General features: G+C 56.2%; 19 protein-coding genes. 18 read left to right on the forward strand and 1 reads right to left on the reverse strand.

The features are described from left to right. Window positions 1-11 precede the first annotated feature (11 nt). The 9 genes from aroA (at window position 12) to NFU03_RS02280 (ending at window position 7,296) form a co-directional block, all read left to right on the forward strand. On the forward strand, window positions 12-1,307 hold the full coding sequence (gene aroA / locus NFU03_RS02240) for a 3-phosphoshikimate 1-carboxyvinyltransferase (protein WP_251635747.1): 1,296 nt from the start codon (window positions 12-14) through the stop codon (window positions 1,305-1,307). Window positions 1,308-1,357: 50 nt separating this feature from the next. Further along, window positions 1,358-2,629 carry a tetratricopeptide repeat protein gene (locus tag NFU03_RS02245; protein ID WP_251635749.1) on the forward strand — a complete coding sequence of 424 codons (1,272 nt, stop codon included), beginning with the start codon at window positions 1,358-1,360 and terminating at the stop codon, window positions 2,627-2,629. A 1-nt stretch (window position 2,630) separates the two neighbouring features. Continuing rightward, on the forward strand, window positions 2,631-3,185 hold the full coding sequence (locus NFU03_RS02250) for a ReoY family proteolytic degradation factor (RefSeq protein WP_251635751.1): 555 nt from the start codon (window positions 2,631-2,633) through the stop codon (window positions 3,183-3,185). A 51-nt stretch (window positions 3,186-3,236) separates the two neighbouring features. Continuing rightward, window positions 3,237-3,683 (forward strand): DUF2487 family protein, encoded by a 447-nt coding sequence (locus tag NFU03_RS02255; RefSeq protein ID WP_251635753.1) that lies wholly within the window; start codon window positions 3,237-3,239, stop codon window positions 3,681-3,683. A gap of 188 nt (window positions 3,684-3,871) precedes the next feature. Then, complete coding sequence (locus tag NFU03_RS02260) at window positions 3,872-4,378, forward strand: Rieske (2Fe-2S) protein (protein WP_251635755.1); 507 nt, start codon at window positions 3,872-3,874, stop codon at window positions 4,376-4,378. A 19-nt stretch (window positions 4,379-4,397) separates the two neighbouring features. Continuing rightward, window positions 4,398-5,072, forward strand: coding sequence for a menaquinol-cytochrome c reductase cytochrome b subunit (qcrB, locus tag NFU03_RS02265; RefSeq protein ID WP_025784873.1), 675 nt, complete (start codon window positions 4,398-4,400; stop codon window positions 5,070-5,072). A gap of 39 nt (window positions 5,073-5,111) precedes the next feature. Beyond that, complete coding sequence (locus NFU03_RS02270; RefSeq protein ID WP_251635757.1) at window positions 5,112-5,876, forward strand: menaquinol-cytochrome c reductase cytochrome b/c subunit; 765 nt, start codon at window positions 5,112-5,114, stop codon at window positions 5,874-5,876. A 71-nt stretch (window positions 5,877-5,947) separates the two neighbouring features. Next, window positions 5,948-6,565 carry a lipoprotein heptaprenylglyceryl N-acetyltransferase LhaT gene (lhaT, locus tag NFU03_RS02275; protein ID WP_251635759.1) on the forward strand — a complete coding sequence of 206 codons (618 nt, stop codon included), beginning with the start codon at window positions 5,948-5,950 and terminating at the stop codon, window positions 6,563-6,565. 59 nt (window positions 6,566-6,624) lie between these two features. Continuing rightward, window positions 6,625-7,296, forward strand: coding sequence for a zinc metallopeptidase (locus tag NFU03_RS02280; RefSeq protein WP_251635760.1), 672 nt, complete (start codon window positions 6,625-6,627; stop codon window positions 7,294-7,296). 47 nt (window positions 7,297-7,343) lie between these two features. On the opposite strand, the gene NFU03_RS02285 is transcribed toward NFU03_RS02280, so the two are convergent. Next, window positions 7,344-8,216 (reverse strand): YitT family protein, encoded by an 873-nt coding sequence (locus NFU03_RS02285; RefSeq protein ID WP_251635762.1) that lies wholly within the window; start codon window positions 8,214-8,216, stop codon window positions 7,344-7,346. A 106-nt stretch (window positions 8,217-8,322) separates the two neighbouring features. Between NFU03_RS02285 and NFU03_RS02290 the strand changes: the two genes are divergently transcribed. The 9 genes from NFU03_RS02290 (at window position 8,323) to dinG (ending at window position 18,034) form a co-directional block, all read left to right on the forward strand. After that, entirely contained in the window at window positions 8,323-8,661 is a 339-nt protein-coding gene (locus NFU03_RS02290; RefSeq protein ID WP_251635764.1) for a nucleotide pyrophosphohydrolase, read from the forward strand. Continuing rightward, window positions 8,658-9,461, forward strand: coding sequence for a 4-hydroxy-tetrahydrodipicolinate reductase (dapB, locus tag NFU03_RS02295; RefSeq protein ID WP_251635766.1), 804 nt, complete (start codon window positions 8,658-8,660; stop codon window positions 9,459-9,461). Before NFU03_RS02290 ends, dapB begins: the two co-directional genes overlap by 4 nt. 26 nt (window positions 9,462-9,487) lie before the next feature. Further along, window positions 9,488-10,624 carry an N-acetyl-alpha-D-glucosaminyl L-malate synthase BshA gene (gene bshA / locus NFU03_RS02300; RefSeq protein ID WP_251635767.1) on the forward strand — a complete coding sequence of 379 codons (1,137 nt, stop codon included), beginning with the start codon at window positions 9,488-9,490 and terminating at the stop codon, window positions 10,622-10,624. Between the two features lie 2 nt (window positions 10,625-10,626). Next, complete coding sequence (locus tag NFU03_RS02305; protein ID WP_251635768.1) at window positions 10,627-11,805, forward strand: CCA tRNA nucleotidyltransferase; 1,179 nt, start codon at window positions 10,627-10,629, stop codon at window positions 11,803-11,805. Beyond that, window positions 11,783-12,763 carry a biotin--[acetyl-CoA-carboxylase] ligase gene (locus NFU03_RS02310; protein ID WP_251635769.1) on the forward strand — a complete coding sequence of 327 codons (981 nt, stop codon included), beginning with the start codon at window positions 11,783-11,785 and terminating at the stop codon, window positions 12,761-12,763. Before NFU03_RS02305 ends, NFU03_RS02310 begins: the two co-directional genes overlap by 23 nt. Window positions 12,764-13,003: 240 nt before the next feature. After that, a complete protein-coding gene (gene panB / locus NFU03_RS02315; RefSeq protein WP_251635770.1) occupies window positions 13,004-13,843 on the forward strand; it encodes a 3-methyl-2-oxobutanoate hydroxymethyltransferase in 840 nt (279 codons plus the stop codon). A 14-nt stretch (window positions 13,844-13,857) separates the two neighbouring features. Continuing rightward, window positions 13,858-14,706, forward strand: a complete 849-nt coding sequence (gene panC, locus NFU03_RS02320; protein WP_251636213.1) for a pantoate--beta-alanine ligase — start codon at window positions 13,858-13,860, stop codon at window positions 14,704-14,706. Window positions 14,707-14,710: 4 nt separating this feature from the next. Continuing rightward, window positions 14,711-15,091 (forward strand): aspartate 1-decarboxylase, encoded by a 381-nt coding sequence (panD, locus tag NFU03_RS02325; RefSeq protein WP_251635771.1) that lies wholly within the window; start codon window positions 14,711-14,713, stop codon window positions 15,089-15,091. Window positions 15,092-15,259: 168 nt separating this feature from the next. Then, on the forward strand, window positions 15,260-18,034 hold the full coding sequence (gene dinG / locus NFU03_RS02330; RefSeq protein WP_251635772.1) for an ATP-dependent DNA helicase DinG: 2,775 nt from the start codon (window positions 15,260-15,262) through the stop codon (window positions 18,032-18,034). Window positions 18,035-18,074: the final 40 nt, after the last annotated feature.

An 18,074-nucleotide genomic window follows, 5' to 3' on the forward strand; every position in this document is an offset into this window, starting at 1 on the left:
AGGTGCTGTAAATGAGGAAAATAGAGATACATACGGTTTCGGCAGGGGGCGGTCCGCTCCTCGGGGAATTGTCCGTACCGGGCGACAAATCGATTTCCCATCGGGCGGTCATGCTCGGGGCGATGGCGGAAGGGACAACGTCGATCACCGGCTTCCTGGCCGGGGAAGACTGCCTGTCGACGATCGGGATCTTCCGGAAACTCGGGGTGGCGATTGAACGGCAGGGGACGGATGTGACCGTCATAAGCCCGGGGATTTCCGGGTGGACGACTCCGACAGAGCGGCTCGATGCAGGGAACTCAGGAACTACGGCGCGGCTGCTGCTCGGCATTCTGTCGGGCTCCGCAGTCACCGCTGAAGTGACAGGTGACCGGTATTTGTGCAGACGGCCGATGCGGCGTGTGACCGATCCGCTCGCCGAGATGGGAGCCGGGTTCGAGTTTTCGGGAACCGGCGGCACACTTCCGCTCACTGTCACAGGCCATCCGCTGAAAGCGATCACGTATGAGATGCCGGTGGCCAGTGCGCAAGTGAAATCAGCTGTGCTTTTTGCAGGCGTTTCCGCTGCCGGCACGACGACGGTCCGGGAGCAAGCCGTTTCCCGGGACCATACGGAGCGCATGCTCACGCAGTTCGGCGGCGCAGTAACGATCGACGGGAATTCCGTGTCGGTAGAAGGCGGGCGTCCGCTGAAGGCGGCGGAAGTGAAAGTGCCGGGTGATATTTCATCGGCAGCGTTCTTCATGTGCGCTGCAGCGATGGTGCCGGGCAGTTCAGTCACATTCCGGAATGTCGGTCTGAACCCGACACGCACCGGCATTCTCGACGTCCTGAAGGAAATGGGTGCTGCTGTGACCGAGACGGTCAGATCCATGGGAGCGGAAGAGCCTTACGGGGATGTGAACGTTAATGCAGGTACACTGCAGGCCGTGGAGATCGGAGGGGACCTGATCCCCCGGCTCATTGACGAACTGCCGGTCATCGCCCTTCTCGCCACACAGGCAGAGGGCACGACGGTCATCAGGGACGCAGGTGAGCTCCGGGTGAAAGAGACGGACCGCATCGAAGCGGTCTGTACGGAACTCAGGAAACTCGGCGCCATTATCGAACCGACACAGGACGGCATGCGGATCACAGGTCCCGTCAAGCTGAAAGGGGCGGTCCTGTCTTCGAACGGAGACCACCGCCTCGGGATGATGGCTGCTGTGGCCTCCGTCGTGTCGGAAGGACCTGTCGGCATTGAAGGCGCGGGATGCATCAGCGTATCCTACCCCGGATTTTTCGAACATCTCGATTCGCTGACCTGACCGAATGACAATCAGCACGGCGTATACAATGTGCAGGAAAAGGTGAAACTATGGAACAGATACAGCAATTGGAACAAAGCATCATGACAGGCGACCTGGATGCCGTGGAAAAGGCTGTCCGGCAGCTCGAGGCCGACCCGGATCTCGAACTCATCTACGACAGCGCAGGCATGCTGATGGAAGTGGGGCTCGTTCCGCAGGCCGACCGGCTGTACGGCGTGCTGCTCGAGCGACTTCCGGACGCAGGCCAGCTCAAGATCGACCGCGCGGAAGCCTATATGGCGCTCGGGAGGGAAGACGATGCCCTGCTGCTGCTGACCGATATCCGTCCGGACGAAGATGAGTATCTGCAGGCACTGCTGCTGCTGGCGGATTATTATCAGACGATCGGGATGGCCGAAGTGGCCCTTACGAAGATCGTGGAGGCGGAGAAATTAGCGCCTGCTGAACCGGTCGTCCTCTTCGCTAAAGCCGAGCTGCTGCTGGACGGCGGCCGGTATGCGGAAGCGGTCCGGCTGTATCTGACCCTGCAGGAACGGGGAATCGAAGAGTTGGCGGGACAGCCGGTCGCAGCACGGATTGCCGAAGCGTACAGTGCCGGCGCTGCATATGAGGAAGCCGTCCCTTATTACGAGAGGATGATCCGGCAGGGGGACGTGCTTCCCGGCACCCTGTTCGGCGCCGCTTACAGTAATTATCAGAGCGGTCATCCGCAGGCAGCCCTCCGTCATCTTGACGAACTCCTGAAAATGGATCCCGACTACTTTTCCGCTTATATGCTGGCGGGCCAGGCAAGCCTGCTCCTTGAAGAGAACAAACAGGCGCTGGACTACTTCACAGAAGGAATCCGCCGCGACGAATACGACAAGGAACTCAGGCTGTCCGCCGGCAAGGCGGCACTCAAACTGTCGATGCCGGACGACGCCAGGCTGCACTTCGGGGAAGCACTCGCCCTTGACCCGGAATATCTGGAGGCACGGATCTCCCTGGCGTCTGTCCTTGAAGGTCTTGGAGAGTACGCCGAGCTTGCGGATCTGCTGAAGGATACACCTGAGGACCAGCTCGACATTCCGCTGCTCGCTGCGTTCAGGGCGTATGCGGAAGAGGAAGCGGAACGTTTCGGAGAGGCATACGCTTCTTATGCGCAGGCATACACTGGCATGAAGGAAGACCCGGAATTCCTGGAACGCTTTGCGAAATTCCTGCTGGAGGACGGCAGGAGGCAGGAGGCAGTCCCGATCGTGAAACAGCTGACTGCAATCGTTCCGGATCATCCGGAGTGGACGTCCTTTTTACAGGATGAGGAAGAAGAGGAGGCATAAGATGGAAGCCATAGTTCCTGTCGCTGCCAAACGAGATTTCATCAGGTGGTTTTTGAAGCGCTATCGACTGAAGCGCCGGGAATGTGTGTGGATTTTAAATTACTTATTGAGCCATGAGAAGATTTTGCAAAATGTCCACTTCACGGAGGACGCCCATTTCTGTCCCCGCGCCATGGTCATCTCGACAATCGATTCGAATGGCGTCCCGTTCCGCTTCTACAAAGGGAGCCTCATGACGACGGATGCAGAGAAGTCGTTCCACGACCTGCGGCTTCATCCTGAAGAGAAAATGTTCATCCAGCTGAATTTCCAGAAAAGCAACAGCTCACCCCATTATGCGAGCGTGCTGGAAGAAAACCCTTATTTCCCGGTTGACCAGCAAGTGAGTGAACGCGACCGCAGGATAGCACAGAAGCTGCTGGAAGAAAGCACTGTCAGTGTCACGAAGGAAACACTGATGAAGCAAGTCGACGCCGCCCTGGATGCGAATGATGAAAAGCGTTTCCTAGCCCTGTCCGGCATTCTCAATGAGCTGAACGAACAAAAAGAGCACTGACTCCGTCTCCTGGGGATGGGGTCTCTTCTCCATATGAAAGGTGTGTCACGCATGAATTGGAATGCAGCAGATATGAACACATACTTACAGCAAAAAGAATACATAGACACCGCAATTGTCCCGCTTATTAAAATGGAAACAGCAGAAGGGCGCATGAAAGCAAGCGCCTCGTCTGCAGATTTTCTCATGAACCTTTCGTCGTTCATCGAGCAGCAGTTCAAAGGCAGGGTGATGGTCACGCCGCCGTTCTCGTATTCACCGTCGATGGATCTTTCAGTTTTCAGCAGCGGACTGGCATCGGACATGGCGGATTCCCCGTTCCGGCATATTTTCTACCTGACGACGGACGCAGCATGGACAAGCATCACGGTGAAAGGGACTGTCCTCTGGCTCCCGCCTATCCCGATCGAAAACATGGATGAGCGCCTGAAGCATTCCATTCTGGAAGATCAGCTCAAACAATTGCTCCCGTCCTTGACGGAAGCCTGGGCGAAGTGAACGGACAACCACGAAGAAGATGTGAACTTTAAATGAGAAAAAGTCAATATTTGTTCACAAAAAGGGTCTGCCCGTAAATGCACCGTTGAATTTCAAGTGGCGGTAGGATATTATAGATATGTCCTAGTATTAACAATTAGCAAAAGTATGTCCGTTGGACTGACTTTGGAGTAAGAGGAGGGAAATGGATGAGCAGCAAAGTGTCTAGACGACAATTCCTGAACTACACACTAATGGGTGTCGGCGGATTCATGGTCTCTGCCGCAGCGATGCCGATGATCCGCTTTGCGGTCGATCCGGTACTGGCAACTTCTGCAGGAGCCGACTTTGTCCCGACTGATCAGAAAGCCGATGATGTGACAGACACACCGGTCCGTGTCGATTTCACGATCAAAGACCGGAAAGATGCTTGGTACAAATCAGACGTTTCGAACACAGCGTGGGTTTACAAGCAAGGCGATACAGTAGTCGCTCTGTCCCCTGTATGTAAGCACTTGGGCTGTACGGTGAACTGGGGAGCCGATGATACGCACCCGGATGAGTATTACTGTCCTTGTCATGGCGGACGCTATGAAAAGAACGGTAAGAACATCCCAGGCACTCCGCCGACTGGTCCGCTCGATCAGTACGAAGTTGAAATTGTTGACGGGTACGTCCACCTCGGTAAGACGATGCCGAACCAACTAGTTAAATAAGTCAGGGGGTACAATCAAATTGATGAACAAAATTTATGATTGGGTCGATGAACGGCTTGATATCACCCCGATTTGGCGCGATATCGCCGACCATGAAGTACCCGAACACGTAAACCCCGCACATCATTTTTCTGCATTCATCTATTGTTTCGGAGGATTGACGTTCTTCGTCACGGTAATCCAAATCTTGTCCGGTATGTTCCTTACTATGTACTACACACCGGATATTGAAAATGCTTGGAAATCCGTCTACTATCTTCAAAATGAAGTGGCATACGGAGAAATCGTGCGCGGTATGCACCACTGGGGAGCTTCGCTTGTCATTGTCATGATGTTCCTACATACACTACGTGTATTCTTTACAGGCGCCTATAAGAAGCCTCGTGAGTTGAACTGGGTGGTCGGCGTGCTTCTGTTCGTTGTCATCCTCGGTCTCGGATTCACAGGATACTTGCTGCCATGGGATATGAAGGCTCTGTTCGCTACGAAAGTAGGAATTGAGATTGCTGGTTCTGTTCCGTTCATTGGGGAGTGGATCAAGATCCTTCTTGCAGGGGACGCAACGATCCTCGGTGCTCAGACACTGACTCGATTCTTTGCGATCCATGTATTCTTCCTGCCTGCGGCACTTCTCGGATTGCTCGCAGCACACTTTATCATGATCAGAAGACAAGGTATTTCCGGACCTCTGTAAAACCGGGAGTCCTTGATTTCTCACTAAGGAGGGAACAAGATGCAACACGGAAAAGGCATGAAATTCGTTGGGGACTCGCGTATCAAAGCGACCAGAAAACCTAACGTACCGAAAGACTATTCCGAATATCCGGGTAAGACGGAAGCCTTCTGGCCGAACTTCCTCTTGAAAGAGTGGATGGTCGGTGCAATCTTCCTGATCGGATATTTGATTATTACACTTGCGCATCCGTCACCGCTTGAGCGTCAGGCAGATCCGACAGATACGACGTACATCCCGCTTCCTGACTGGTACTTCCTTTTCATGTATCAGCTGCTGAAGTATGAATTTGCATCCGGACCATTCAACGTTGTCGGTGCGATCGTCATTCCTGGACTGGCAGTCGGAGCTCTCATGCTCGTGCCGTTCATGGATACGTCAAAAGAGCGCCGTCCATGGAAACGTCCGCTGCCGACAGGCTTCATGCTGCTGGCATTCGCTGCGATTTTCTACCTCACTTGGGAATCTGTCGTCAACCATGACTGGGTGAAGGCGGAAGCACAAGGAAAGATCGTCGAGGAAGTTGAATTCGACGAAAATGCGGAAGGTTATAAGATTTACCAAGGGTCATCCTGTATCGGCTGTCACGGGGACCAGTTCCAGGGCGGATTGGGTCATCCGCTGACGGATACCGGTCTTTCACCTGAGGAAATCGAGAAGATCGCCCATGATGGGATCGGCACAATGCCTCCGGGTCAGTGGGATGGATCTGACGAAGATTTGAAAACAATGGCTGAGTTCATCTCGAATCTCGGCAAGGAATAAAGAAAAAGGGGTCAGGAAACTGACTCCTTTTTTTCATAAGCAAATAGTTTGCAACGGCTGGAGTGATGAAGATGCAACTGACAAGCGCATGGGTGAGCCTGATCCTGAATAACCGGTGGTTCCTGTGGATCCTGCTGTTCGTCAATATCATCGGCACGGTGTACGGGTATGACTGGTATATGTGGCAGCTGGAGATGACGGAACCGAAGTTCTGGATTTTCGTCCCGGACAGCCCGACAGCCAGCCTGTTCTTCTGCTTTGTCCTCATCGGCTGGCTTCTCCGCACCCATTTCAGGCTGTTCGAGGCGCTGGCCCTGCTGACGCTCGTAAAATACGGCGTCTGGGCGGTCGTCATGAACTTATGGACCCTGCAGGAGACCGGCAGCATCGGGGCGGCGGGATGGATGCTCGTCTTCTCCCACGGAGCGATGGCGCTGCAGGGGGTGCTCTATTGGAGACGCTACCGGTTCGGCTGGCTGTCGATCGCCCTGGCGACCATCTGGACACTTCACAACGACGTCATCGATTACCTGTTCGGTCAAATGCCGATCTACGGAGATCTCATGAAGTATATGGAGTACGTCGGCTACTTTACGTTCTGGCTGTCCATCATCTGCATCCTCCTTCTCGCATGGAACTGGAAGAGCAGACATAAAGTTGTAACAGAAGAAATCGACCCTGTTGTATAAAAGTTGCAGGACACCTGTACCGCCATTTAGAATAGACCTATAGAGAGGGTGAGGAACCGTTGAATTTCCTAGTATATTTGGGCATCATCATCTTGCTGCCTCTGTATGCACAATTCAAAGTGAAAAGTACGTACAATAAGTATTCCCGTGTCCGTTCCACTTCGGGCATGACCGGCGCTCAAGTCGCGCGCCTGATACTGGACCATAACGGTCTCCAGGATGTCAAAGTCGTCGAGACACAAGGGGTGCTGAGCGATCACTACAACCCGGTCACCAAAATCGTCGCCTTATCGAGCGAAAACTACCGGAACGCCTCCGTTGCAGGGACAGCAGTCGCGGCACACGAAGTCGGCCATGCGATCCAGGACAAGGAAGCGTATGCATTCCTCCGTTTCCGCCACCGTCTTGCGCCGGTCGCAGGCATCACATCGAACGCGAGCTGGTTCTTCATCATGGCGGGACTGATCTTTTCGAGCATGAACAGCCTGCTCGGTATCGGTATCATCATGATGGCGGTCGGCGTCGTATTCCAAATCGTCACTCTGCCTGTCGAGTTCAATGCTTCCAGCAGGGCGATGACGCAGATTGTCGAGCTCGGCATCATCCGGAACGAAGAGGAACCGTATGCGAAAAAGGTACTGAGTGCTGCGGCGATGACTTATGTTGCTGCGACTGCAGTTGCGGTGCTTGAATTGCTGCGTCTCCTGACAATTTTCATGAATCGCGACTAACTGAACAAAAACGCCTTATGCTGACTTCAGCATAAGGCGTTTTCATGTTAACGGGGTATCGGCTGCTTCTGGTCGTCAAGTGTGAACCCTTCACCGAGGACATCATGGACTTCCATGACCGAGACGAACGCATGCGGATCGACGGCATTGACGATCCCTTTGAGGCGCATGATTTCATTCTTCGAAACGACACAGTAGAGGATATTGCGGTCGGCTTTCGTGAAGTGGCCGTAGCCTTTGAAGACGGTGACCCCCCTGTCCATCTCGAGCGCGACCCGGGTCGCGATCGCATCCTGATGATCCGAGATGATGAACATCCCGCGGGCTGCATAGGCACCTTCCTGTACGAAGTCGATGACGCGCGCTCCGACGAACAGTGCGACGAGCGTATACATGACAGACCGGTGATCGAGGTAGACGGCCCACGAAACGAGGATCACCCCGGCGTCGAACATGAACATCGTCTTCCCGATGCTCCATCCCCAGTGCACCTGCGCAAGCCGGGCGAGAATATCGACCCCGCCAGTCGTACCTCCGTAACGGAAGATAATCCCAAGACCGACGCCGACAAAAACACCGGCGAAGAGTGCGACCAGGAACATATCATCCTTCATGTGGATATCGATCTGGTATTTCATGAACACGCGCAAAAATACGGAAACTGCGATTGTTCCGACAACCGTATACGTGAAAATCCGTTTCCCGAGCATCCGCCATCCGATGAAGAACATCGGGATGTTAAGAACCAGGTTCATGATGGCCGGGTCCCATTTGAAAGCGAAGAACAGGATGAGTGTAATCCCCGTGAATCCGCCTTCCGCCAGTTCATTCTGGATATTGAAGTGAACGAGGCCAAAACTGAAAATCGCAGAGCCGAGTATGATGAAGAAAATATTTTTCAGCTTAATGTCTTTGAACATCCCATCACCTTCCTAAAAACGCGCTAGTGCTATTATCAGTCATCTAATTTATTTTGACAATAGCCAGATGAATGAATACGATAAAGTAAGGAAGGTGGGGGACACTATGAGTGAACTGACAACGATGAAATCGATGCAGCAGGCAGTCGACAAGTACATAAGCAGCTTCGAAGAAGGGTATTTCCCGCCGATGGAGCTGATGGCGCGGCTCACCGAGGAGCTCGGTGAATTATCGCGTGAAGTGCAGCACGTCTACGGAATGAAGAAAAAGAAGAATACGGAAGTCGCAAGCACGCTGTCGGAAGAGACGGGGGACCTGCTGTTCGTGCTCATCTGTTTCGCGAACGCGGAAGGGATCGATTTATCGGAAGCCCTCCGGCAGGTTCTCGGGAAGTTCCAGACACGGGATGCGGACCGCTGGACGAGAAAGGGGGAGACGGAGTGACCATTCGAGTTGCGATTGCGGGAATCAGAGGCAGGATGGGCAGCACGGCGGCAGCGGCGATCTCGGAAGCCGCCGGCATGAAAGTAGTGGCTGCCCTCGACTACAAATACGATGGCATGTATGCCTCGGAAGGCACTGTCACCGCGGAACCGGCCGGTGTCAGGATCTATACTTCGCTCGTTGAACTGAACGAACAGCAGCAGCCGGATGTACTGCTGGACCTGACCGACCCGGAAGCGGTGTTCCCGAATGCCCGGAAAGCCATGGCTCTCGGGATCTGCTCCGTCGTCGGGACGTCGGGGCTGACGATCGAAGAACTCGGTCAGCTGCAGGAGCTGAGTGAGCAGAAAGGCATCGCCTGCATCATCGCACCGAACTTTTCGATCGGCGCTGTCCTGATGATGAAGTTCGCGGCGCAGGCGGCCCATTACCTGGGTGACGTGGAAATCATCGAAATGCACCACGACCGGAAACTCGACGCGCCGTCCGGCACAGCCGTGAAGACGGCGGATATGATCGCTCAGGTCCGGACCCCGCATCTGCAGGGGCATCCTGACGAACAGGTCCACGCATACGGAGCCCGCGGAGCGGATGTACAGGGGATGAAGATCCACAGCGTCCGTCTGCCCGGTCTCCTTGCACACCAGCAGGTCATGCTCGGCGGGGAAGGCGAACTGCTGACGATCCGTCACGATTCGTTCGACCGGAAAAGTTTCATGCCCGGTGTCCTGCTTGCAATCCGTGAATCGATGCAGCGGCCGGAGTTCGTCAATGGCCTCGAACACCTCATCCAAGCATGAGCAACCTACGTGAAAGAAGTGAAACAATGAAACGATTGAAAATCGGGGTGATCTGCTACCCTTCCCTCGGAGGATCGGGAGTCGTCGCAACTGAGCTTGCACTGAAAATGGCGGAGAAAGGCCACGAAATCCATTTCATCACTTCCAGCCTGCCGTTCCGTTACAGTCAGCCGAACGACCGGATCCATTTCCACGAAGTGAAGATTGACGGCTATGCCGTCTTCAAATACCCGCCGTATGATATTGCGCTCGCCAACCGGATCGGCCAGGTCATCGAGGAGGAACAGCTGGATCTGCTGCATGTCCATTATGCTGTGCCGCATGCGGTTTCCGCTGTCCTCGCGAAAGACATGGTGCAGTCGGATATCGGCATCATCACGACGCTGCACGGCACCGACGTGACGATACTCGGCCACGATCCGGCACTGCGCAACACGGTGAAGTACGGCATCGACAAGTCGGATATCACGACAGCCGTCTCCGAGTCACTCCGGAAAGAGACGATGGAACTCATCGAACCGGCGAAGGAGATCGTCACTGTCTATAACTTCATCGATGAAACAACGTACCATCCTGTCGACAGCACGGCGATCCGCGAGGAATTCCAGCTGCCGGAAAACGACAAGGTGATCGTCCACATCTCCAACTTCCGCAGTGTCAAGCGGATTCCGGACCTCATCCGCGCATTCGCTAAGATCCGTAAAACCGTTCCGGCGAAACTCCTGCTCGTCGGCGAAGGACCGGAGATGCCCCGCATCCGACGGCTCGCTGACAGTCTCGGCGTGACGGATCACGTCATCTTCACCGGCAAACGGGACGACCTCCCGGCGATCCTGTCGGCAAGTGATGTCATGGTGCTGCCTTCGGAAAAGGAAGCGTTCGGCCTTGTCCTGCTTGAAGGCTTCGCGTGCGGCGTGCCTGCCGTCGGGACGACAGCGGGCGGCATACCCGAAGTGATCGAGGACGGGGTGAACGGCTATCTGGTGCCTGTCGGCAGTCCGGAAGCGATCGCCGAAAAAACGGTGGCGATCCTGCAGGATATGGATCTGCAGCGGCGGATGAGTGAAAACGCCTTGAGAACCGTCTGCGAGAAATTCGGCTCATCGCACATCGTCTCACAGTACGAGGAGCTTTACGGGCGTCTCCTGCGGGAGGGGCAGTGACGATGTTCGGGACAGCAGGAAGCAGGGCGGTGGCCGGACGGCTGACGGAGGCGGGCTATGAGACGGTATTCGTCGGAGGCGCCGTGCGCGATCATCTGCTCGGCAAACAGCCGAAGGACATCGACATCGCGACCGCTGCAACGCCTGATCAGGTGAAAAGCCTGTTCCAGTCGACGGTCGATCTCGGGACAGACCATGGGACCGTACTCGTCATCCAGGAAGGGGAACCGATCGAAGTGACGACATTCCGTACAGAAGGGACCTATTCCGACAGCCGCCGGCCGGATGACGTACAATTCGTTACGTCGCTTGACGAGGACTTGAAACGGCGCGATTTCACGGTCAATGCACTCGCAATGACATTTGACGGTGCTATCGTCGATCCGTTCGGGGGACAGCGGGACCTCGCTGCGAAGACGATCCGTGCGGTGGGACAGCCTGAAGAGCGGTTCGGAGAAGATGCCCTCCGCATGCTCCGCGCCGTCCGGTTCGTCGCCACGCTCGGATTCAGCATCGATCCGGCGACGGAAGACGCTATCCGTAAGCTCGCTCCGGCGCTCTCCCGGCTGTCGGTCGAACGCGTGAAGGCCGAGTTCGACAAACTGTTCGCTGGCGGTTCCGCGGCGGATTCACTCCGGAAAATGACGGAGACTGGGCTTGCGGATGTGCTCCCGCTGTTCCCGGAACTGCCGGAGCTTCTCGCTGCCTGCGCGCCGTTCCGGAGTCCGTCAGACGGCTGGGCCTCGCTCATGGCGGCCGGCAGATTCACGCCGGGGGATGTCGCACGGGCCTATAAGCTGTCGAACAGGGAACGGGCCTACCTGCGCTCCGTCGACAGCCTGCTCGAAGTCAGGAAGCATCGCGGCTACACGGTGGATGACTTTTATACGGCCAGCCTCGGCCCGCTGCAGACAGCCGAAAAACTTGCCGCAGCCCTTCTGCAGCAGCAGCCGGCATCGGTCTGTGAACTGGAGGCGGCCCTGGATGCGCTGCCGATACGCTCGAAGCACGATCTGGCAGTGCGCGGCGAGCATGTGATCGGCTGGGGCGAAAGGAGGCCCGGCAAGTGGGTCGGAGACGTGCTGGATGCGATCGAGCATGCGGTCCTGCACAGGGAACTACCGAACGACTACGACGCGATAAAGGAATGGTATGTGCATGAATACGAACGTGAAGACTGAACTGCTCAGACGGATGTCGGCCGGTAAGGAACATCCTGTATCGGGGCAGCAGCTTGCAGATGAATTCGGCGTCTCGCGGACGGCAATCTGGAAATACGTCAAGGAACTGGAGACCGAAGGATATGAGATCGGCTCCGTCAGGAAGAAAGGCTATTACCTGATCGCTTCGCCCGATGCGGTGACCCCAGCAGCAATCCAGCAGTATTTGACGACGCCGCTCTACGGAAGCACCATCCGCTACACCGGGACATGCCCCTCCACACAGCTCATCGCGCATGACGAAGCGCAGAACGGCGCAGCGGACGGGACCGTCATCATCGCCGATGAGCAGACGGCCGGGAAAGGGCGGCTCTCCCGCCCATGGTCGTCTGCCGCTGGAAAAGGGATCTGGATGAGTGTCATCACGCGGCCTGCACTGACGCCGCAGCAGGCTCCCCAGATGACGCTTGTCACGGCAGTGGCGATCGTGCGGGCGATCGAAGAATGCACGTCCGTCACACCGTCCATCAAATGGCCGAACGACATCTTAGTGAACGGCAGGAAGCTGACAGGCATCCTGACAGAACTGCAGGCGGATCCCGACCGCGTGAAAGCGATCATCCTCGGGATCGGCATGAACGTCAACCAGGAGCCGGACGACTTCCCGAGTGAACTGCAGTCGATCGCCACTTCGCTCCGTATCGAAGAAGGACAGCCGGTCAGCAGGGCAAAACTGGTCGCAGCTGTGCTGTCCTACCTGGAGCAGTATGTATCGCTCTACGTCGAAAAAGGCTTCGCGCCGCTGAAACTGCTGTGGGAGAGCTACGCCGATTCGATCGGCAGGAGGATACGGGTTTCGACACTGCAGGAGACTTATGAAGCGGTGGCCCGCGGAATTTCCGATGACGGCCGGCTCGAAGTACAGCTCGACGACGGGACGATACGGGGCATCTATTCCGCGGATATCCATATAATCTGAATAATGGGCAGACACGCTGGCAAGATGTATCTGCCCGTGCTATAGTGTGGAAGAGGGCGATATCGATCCGAGTCGCACCTGATATACCAGCAATCTGCAAACTGAATAGTTCTGCCTTGATCGTAACTGACAGGGACGGAGGAAACCGATGACACAGACCTTACCACCTTTCTGTCCTTTTTTAAACGGCAGGAGGGTTTTTGTTTTGGTTTTCTCCTGAAAAGGAGAGGAGACGGACGAATGAAGACAATCACTGATTTCAAGAAGATGAAAGCTGCGGGCGAAAAGATCGTCATGATGACGGCCTATGATTACCCGACAGCCGCTGCAGCCGAACAGGAGGGCATCGACATCATACTGACGGGAGACTCCCTCGGCATGGTCGTCCTCGGCTATCCGTCGACCGTCTTCGTCACGGCGGATGACATGATCCACCATGGCAAAGCGGTCCGGAGAGGTGCGCCGGATACGTTCCTCGCAGTCGACATGCCGTTCGGCACGTACCGGGGATCCGACGACCGCGTCTTGACGGAAGCGGTCCGCATGTTCCAGGAAACAGGCGCGGATGCCCTCAAAGTGGAAGGTGCCGGCGAAGTGCTCCGTACGATCGAGCTGCTGACATCTGCAGGCATCCCTGTCGTCGCGCATTTAGGCCTGCTGCCGCAGTCGGCATCGGTCCTCGGCGGCTACAAAGTGCAGGGGAAGACGGCGGAAGACGCCCGGCGGCTGATCGAGGATGCCGTCCTCTGCGAACAGGCAGGCGCCTGCATGATCGTTGTCGAATGTGTGCCTCATCAGCTTTCCGGACAGCTGAGCGCGGCGGTATCGGTGCCGATCATCGGCATCGGTGCCGGACTGGACGCAGACGGCCAGGTCCTCGTATTCCATGATCTTGTGCAGTATGGCGATCACCGGCTGCCGAAATTCGTGAAGGCGTTCAGCAACGCCGGCGAATCCGTGAAAAGCGGTATCCGGGGCTATGCAGCTGCCGTCCGGAACAGTGAATTTCCGGCGGAGGAGCACCAGTTCACGATGAAGGAAGAAGAACTGGATGCATTATACGGGGGGCCGAAATCATGAGTGTCCGTGCCGGTATCCGCACCTTGACCACAATAAGTGAACTGAAGCAGTGGCGCGAAGAGCAGCGTGCCGAAGGGAACACAGTCGGCTTCGTCCCGACAATGGGCTATCTGCATGAAGGGCACGCAGAACTGATCCGCCAGGCGGCGGACAGCTGCGGCAGTGTGATCGTCAGTGTCTTCGTCAACCCGACACAATTCGGGCCCGGGGAAGACTTCGAATCGTATCCGAGGGATCTCGGATCGGACAGACGCGTGGCAGAGGCTGCTGGCGCGGCGGCGCTGTTCTGCCCGTCTGTTGACGAGATGTACCCGGCAGACAGCGGCATCCGGATCACTCCGGGGCCGCTCGCCTGCAGACTTTGCGGTGCATCCCGGCCGGGACATTTCGACGGTGTCCTGCAAGTCGTCCTGAAACTGACCAATCTCGTACAGCCGGACACGATCTTCTTCGGCATGAAGGACGCCCAGCAGCTCGCCATCATCGAGTCGTTCTTCCGGGATTATCTTATACCCACCGCCATCTGCAGGGTGCCGACCGTGAGGGAATCGGACGGACTTGCGAAAAGTTCCCGCAATGTCAACCTGACGCCGGCAGAACGGGACGAAGCACCTGCCATCCAGCGTGCGCTGCAGCACGGACTCTCGCTTTATCGGCAGGGGAAGTCCCGGGAAGTGATCGAAGCGGAGATAGCTGGTTTGCTGACGGAACTGACATCCGGAACGGTCGACTATGTCTCTCTGCTTTCCTATCCGGATCTCTCGGAGCCCCGAGCTGAAGAACCGGAGCTGATCCTTGCCTGTGCCGTGCAGTTCTCAAAAGCACGCCTGATCGATAATCTAATATTCCAGAAAGAAGGATGAACCAGTGTACAGAACCATGCTGACAAGCAAACTCCATCGAGCCGTCGTCACGGAAGCCAACCTCAATTATGTCGGAAGCATCACGATCGACGCCGATCTGCTCGATGCGGCGAATATCCTGCCGAACGAAAAGGTCCAGATCGTCAACAACAATAACGGCGAGCGTTTTGAAACGTATACGATCGCCGGCGCACGCGGCAGCGGCATGATCTGTGTGAACGGAGCTGCCGCCCGTCTCGTCCAGCCCGGCGACATCGTCATCATCCTGGCGTACGCCCTCATGGCGGATGAACAGGCGAAGCAGCACGTCCCGACCGTGCTGCTGATGGACCGGCACAACCGGATCGAAGAAATCATAGAAGAACTTCCCGGCATGACTGTCTGATCACGAAGACGCCGGCGAAAAAATGAGAAACCGGAAAACTCCGCAGCAGTCAGGAGAATTCCGGTTTCTTTTTTGATCATTGGCAGCGCAGCCGTCCGCCTTTGGAGAGAGCGGCATGATTTGTGGTACAATCGGCAGTAGGAAACCGAACAGGAAGTTGATGATTCCATGGAAAAGTTGAAATTTGCTGTCGTCGATCTGGAGACAACCGGCCATTCTCCTGAAAAAGGGGACCGGATCATCCAGATTGCGATCATGTTTATCGAAAACGGGGAACTCGTGAAGGAATATGTCCGTTTCGTCAATCCGGGTCAGCCCATTCCGGTGTTCATCCAGGAACTGACAGGTATTTCGGAGCAGGATGTCGCATCGGCCCCCGAGTTCGGGGAGATTGCGCTCGAAGTGTCCGAAATGCTGACCGGCTGGGTGTTCACCGCGCATAACACGCAGTTCGATCTGCCGTTTCTCCAGAAGGAATTCGCACGGTGCGCTGTCCCGCTCTGGCAGGGACGGCAGATCGATACGGTGGAGCTCGCTAAGATCGTCTTTCCGTCGGCAGTGAGCTACCGCTTGAAGGAGCTCACTGAAGAGCTCAGCATCCCGCTGCCATCAGCACACAGGGCGGACGATGATGCAAAGGCGGCCGCCTATCTGCTGCTCCGCTGCATCGAAAAAGTGGAGCAGCTGCCTGAACGGACGATCTCCCTTCTCCATAAGCGGTCCTTCACACTGAAATCGGACATCTCCGTCCTGTTCCACCTTGCGCTGAACGGCAGGCGGAGCCGGACGGCAGATGATCATCTGCCGCGGTTCAGGGGGATCCCGTATCGCAGGGCCGGTCTGCTCGTGCGGCCTGAGAACAGGCACCCTGCCTTCCCGGACAGCCGGGAGGCGAAGGACAGTTTGCTCCGGAGCACATATGCATCCTACGAAACGCGGGCGTCCCAGCTTGAATTCATGGATACGGCGTGGGATTCGCTCCAGCGCGGGACGGAAGTGATGGTGGAAGTGCCGACCGGCATGGGGAAGACCATCTCCTACCTGCTTCCGGCTGCCGTGCATGCCATCCAGCAGTCACGTCCTGTCATCGTGAGCACCTACACGAACCATCTTGCCGACAAGATCATCGGCGAAGAGGCGTCCGCCGTCGCATCGGCGCTTTCGATGCCCGTACATGCCGTAGTTCTGAAAGGCCGCAGCCATTACATTTCCCTCGGCAAATTCGCGGAACTGCTGCTGAGCGGTGAATCGAGCTACGATAATGTCTTCACCGAGATGCAGCTCCTCGTCTGGCTCACGGAGACAGCGACAGGCGATCTGAACGAACTGAACCTGTCAGGCGGCGGTATGCTCTACATCGACCGTGTCCGCAAACGGTCTTCCAAGCTGCAGGAAGACGAAATGGATGCCGACTATCATCGCTTGGCCCTGCAGAACTGCCGGAATGCCGATCTTGTCATCACCAACCATTCTCTGCTGCTGAGCGATGGAGATACGAGGGACCGGATGATCGAGGATGCAAGCGGGCTGATCGTCGACGAAGCCCATCAGCTCATCCACGCTGCCTATAAGACGAATGAAGTGATCTTCTCCTTCACGAATTGGAAATATGTCATGGGTCAGATCTCCTCGGAGGCGGAAGATCAGATCAGCAGCCGGCTGGAGAGTCTGCTCGTGAGGAAGAAAATGTACCGTTCAAGGAAAAAGGAGGCGCTCGTCCGTGCCTTCGACAGCTTTTTGAAAGCGTTCGATGACTCCGTGCGCGAACTGGTCGGTCCGGAATCGATCAGGCGCGGACATGTGAAAGGGAGCCGACTCCATATCGAACTCGATCAGATTCCCGCTGACAGGGATATCCTGACGGAAGCGGACGCTGCGCTTGGGCGCCTGATCGGCTGTATGGAAGAGTATGCCGGGGCGCTAGTCCTGGAGACGGACAGCCTGTCACCAAAAGAACACGCGGTCCTTGCGGAATGGCAGTATTGGACGGATGAATTGCGCATGAAACGCGGCGAATGGGTCGAACTTTTCCTGGAAGAAGGAGAAGACGGCACCGTGTGGATGGAACAGGACGAACGGAGCATCCCCGGCAGCCTCCAGGTCATCAAGAGTCCGTACGACAGCGCCCGGGTGATCCGGAAAGCGCTCAGCCCTTTCTTCGAAGCGGGTCAGGGGGTCGTCTGGACGTCCGGCACGATGACCGTCAAGAGTGATGAACGATTCGTCGCCCGCCAGCTCGGAGCGCAGGCGGATGTGCCGGTGAAGAAACTGCTGGCGCCTGCCCATTTCTATAAGGGCGCCCAGCTGTTCATCGTGGAGGATATGCCGGACATCCAGCAAGTGTCCCAGGCGGAATATGTGGAGGAAGTGGCGGAAGCCGTCGTCCAGACCGTCATGGTGACCGGGGGGAGACTTTTCGTCCTGTTCACCTCGCAGGATATGCTGAAGCACACGTACGACCTGATCTACGACAGCGGCCTGCTGGAAGAATACGCGCTGATCGCCCAGGGGATCAGTTCAGGGAGCCGGTACCGCCTGCTTAAGTCGTTCCGGCAGTATGGCAAGGCCGTATTGTTCGGGACCAACAGTTTCTGGGAAGGGGTCGATGTGCCGGGTAACGATCTGTCGGCGATCATCATCGTGCGACTGCCGTTCTCCTCACCATCCGAGCCGATCTTCAAAGCGAAGACAGCCCAGCTGAACAAGCATGGGCAGAATGCATTCAGCGGGTATGCACTGCCGGAAGCGATCCTCCGGCTGCGGCAGGGATTCGGACGGCTGATCCGTTCATCCGAGGATACCGGGTTTTTCATCATCCTCGACAGGCGCATCGAAACGAAGTCGTATGGAAAGAAGTTCCTTGAAGCGCTTCCGGACGTACCCGTAAAAAAAGTGTCACTTGCACGTATGGTAGACGAACTCGATAATTGCTATAATAAATGAGGTATCTAGACCGGCGGCTGCAAAGGCTGCCGGCAGGAAC

This window comes from Sporosarcina sp. NCCP-2716, from assembly GCF_023707985.1.
Taxonomy (GTDB): Bacteria; Bacillota; Bacilli; order Bacillales_A; family Planococcaceae; genus Sporosarcina.

Coding starts and splice junctions, on each gene's coding strand:
- aroA (WP_251635747.1), top strand. CDS start 12: ATGAGGAAAATAGAGATACATACGGTTTCGGCAGGGGGCGGTCCGCTC.
- NFU03_RS02245 (WP_251635749.1), top strand. CDS start 1,358: ATGGAACAGATACAGCAATTGGAACAAAGCATCATGACAGGCGACCTG.
- NFU03_RS02250 (WP_251635751.1), top strand. CDS start 2,631: ATGGAAGCCATAGTTCCTGTCGCTGCCAAACGAGATTTCATCAGGTGG.
- NFU03_RS02255 (WP_251635753.1), top strand. CDS start 3,237: ATGAATTGGAATGCAGCAGATATGAACACATACTTACAGCAAAAAGAA.
- NFU03_RS02260 (WP_251635755.1), top strand. CDS start 3,872: ATGAGCAGCAAAGTGTCTAGACGACAATTCCTGAACTACACACTAATG.
- NFU03_RS02270 (WP_251635757.1), top strand. CDS start 5,112: ATGCAACACGGAAAAGGCATGAAATTCGTTGGGGACTCGCGTATCAAA.
- lhaT (WP_251635759.1), top strand. CDS start 5,948: ATGCAACTGACAAGCGCATGGGTGAGCCTGATCCTGAATAACCGGTGG.
- NFU03_RS02285 (WP_251635762.1), bottom strand. CDS start 8,216: ATGTTCAAAGACATTAAGCTGAAAAATATTTTCTTCATCATACTCGGC.
- NFU03_RS02290 (WP_251635764.1), top strand. CDS start 8,323: ATGAGTGAACTGACAACGATGAAATCGATGCAGCAGGCAGTCGACAAG.
- bshA (WP_251635767.1), top strand. CDS start 9,488: ATGAAACGATTGAAAATCGGGGTGATCTGCTACCCTTCCCTCGGAGGA.
- NFU03_RS02305 (WP_251635768.1), top strand. CDS start 10,627: ATGTTCGGGACAGCAGGAAGCAGGGCGGTGGCCGGACGGCTGACGGAG.
- NFU03_RS02310 (WP_251635769.1), top strand. CDS start 11,783: ATGAATACGAACGTGAAGACTGAACTGCTCAGACGGATGTCGGCCGGT.
- panB (WP_251635770.1), top strand. CDS start 13,004: ATGAAGACAATCACTGATTTCAAGAAGATGAAAGCTGCGGGCGAAAAG.
- dinG (WP_251635772.1), top strand. CDS start 15,260: ATGGAAAAGTTGAAATTTGCTGTCGTCGATCTGGAGACAACCGGCCAT.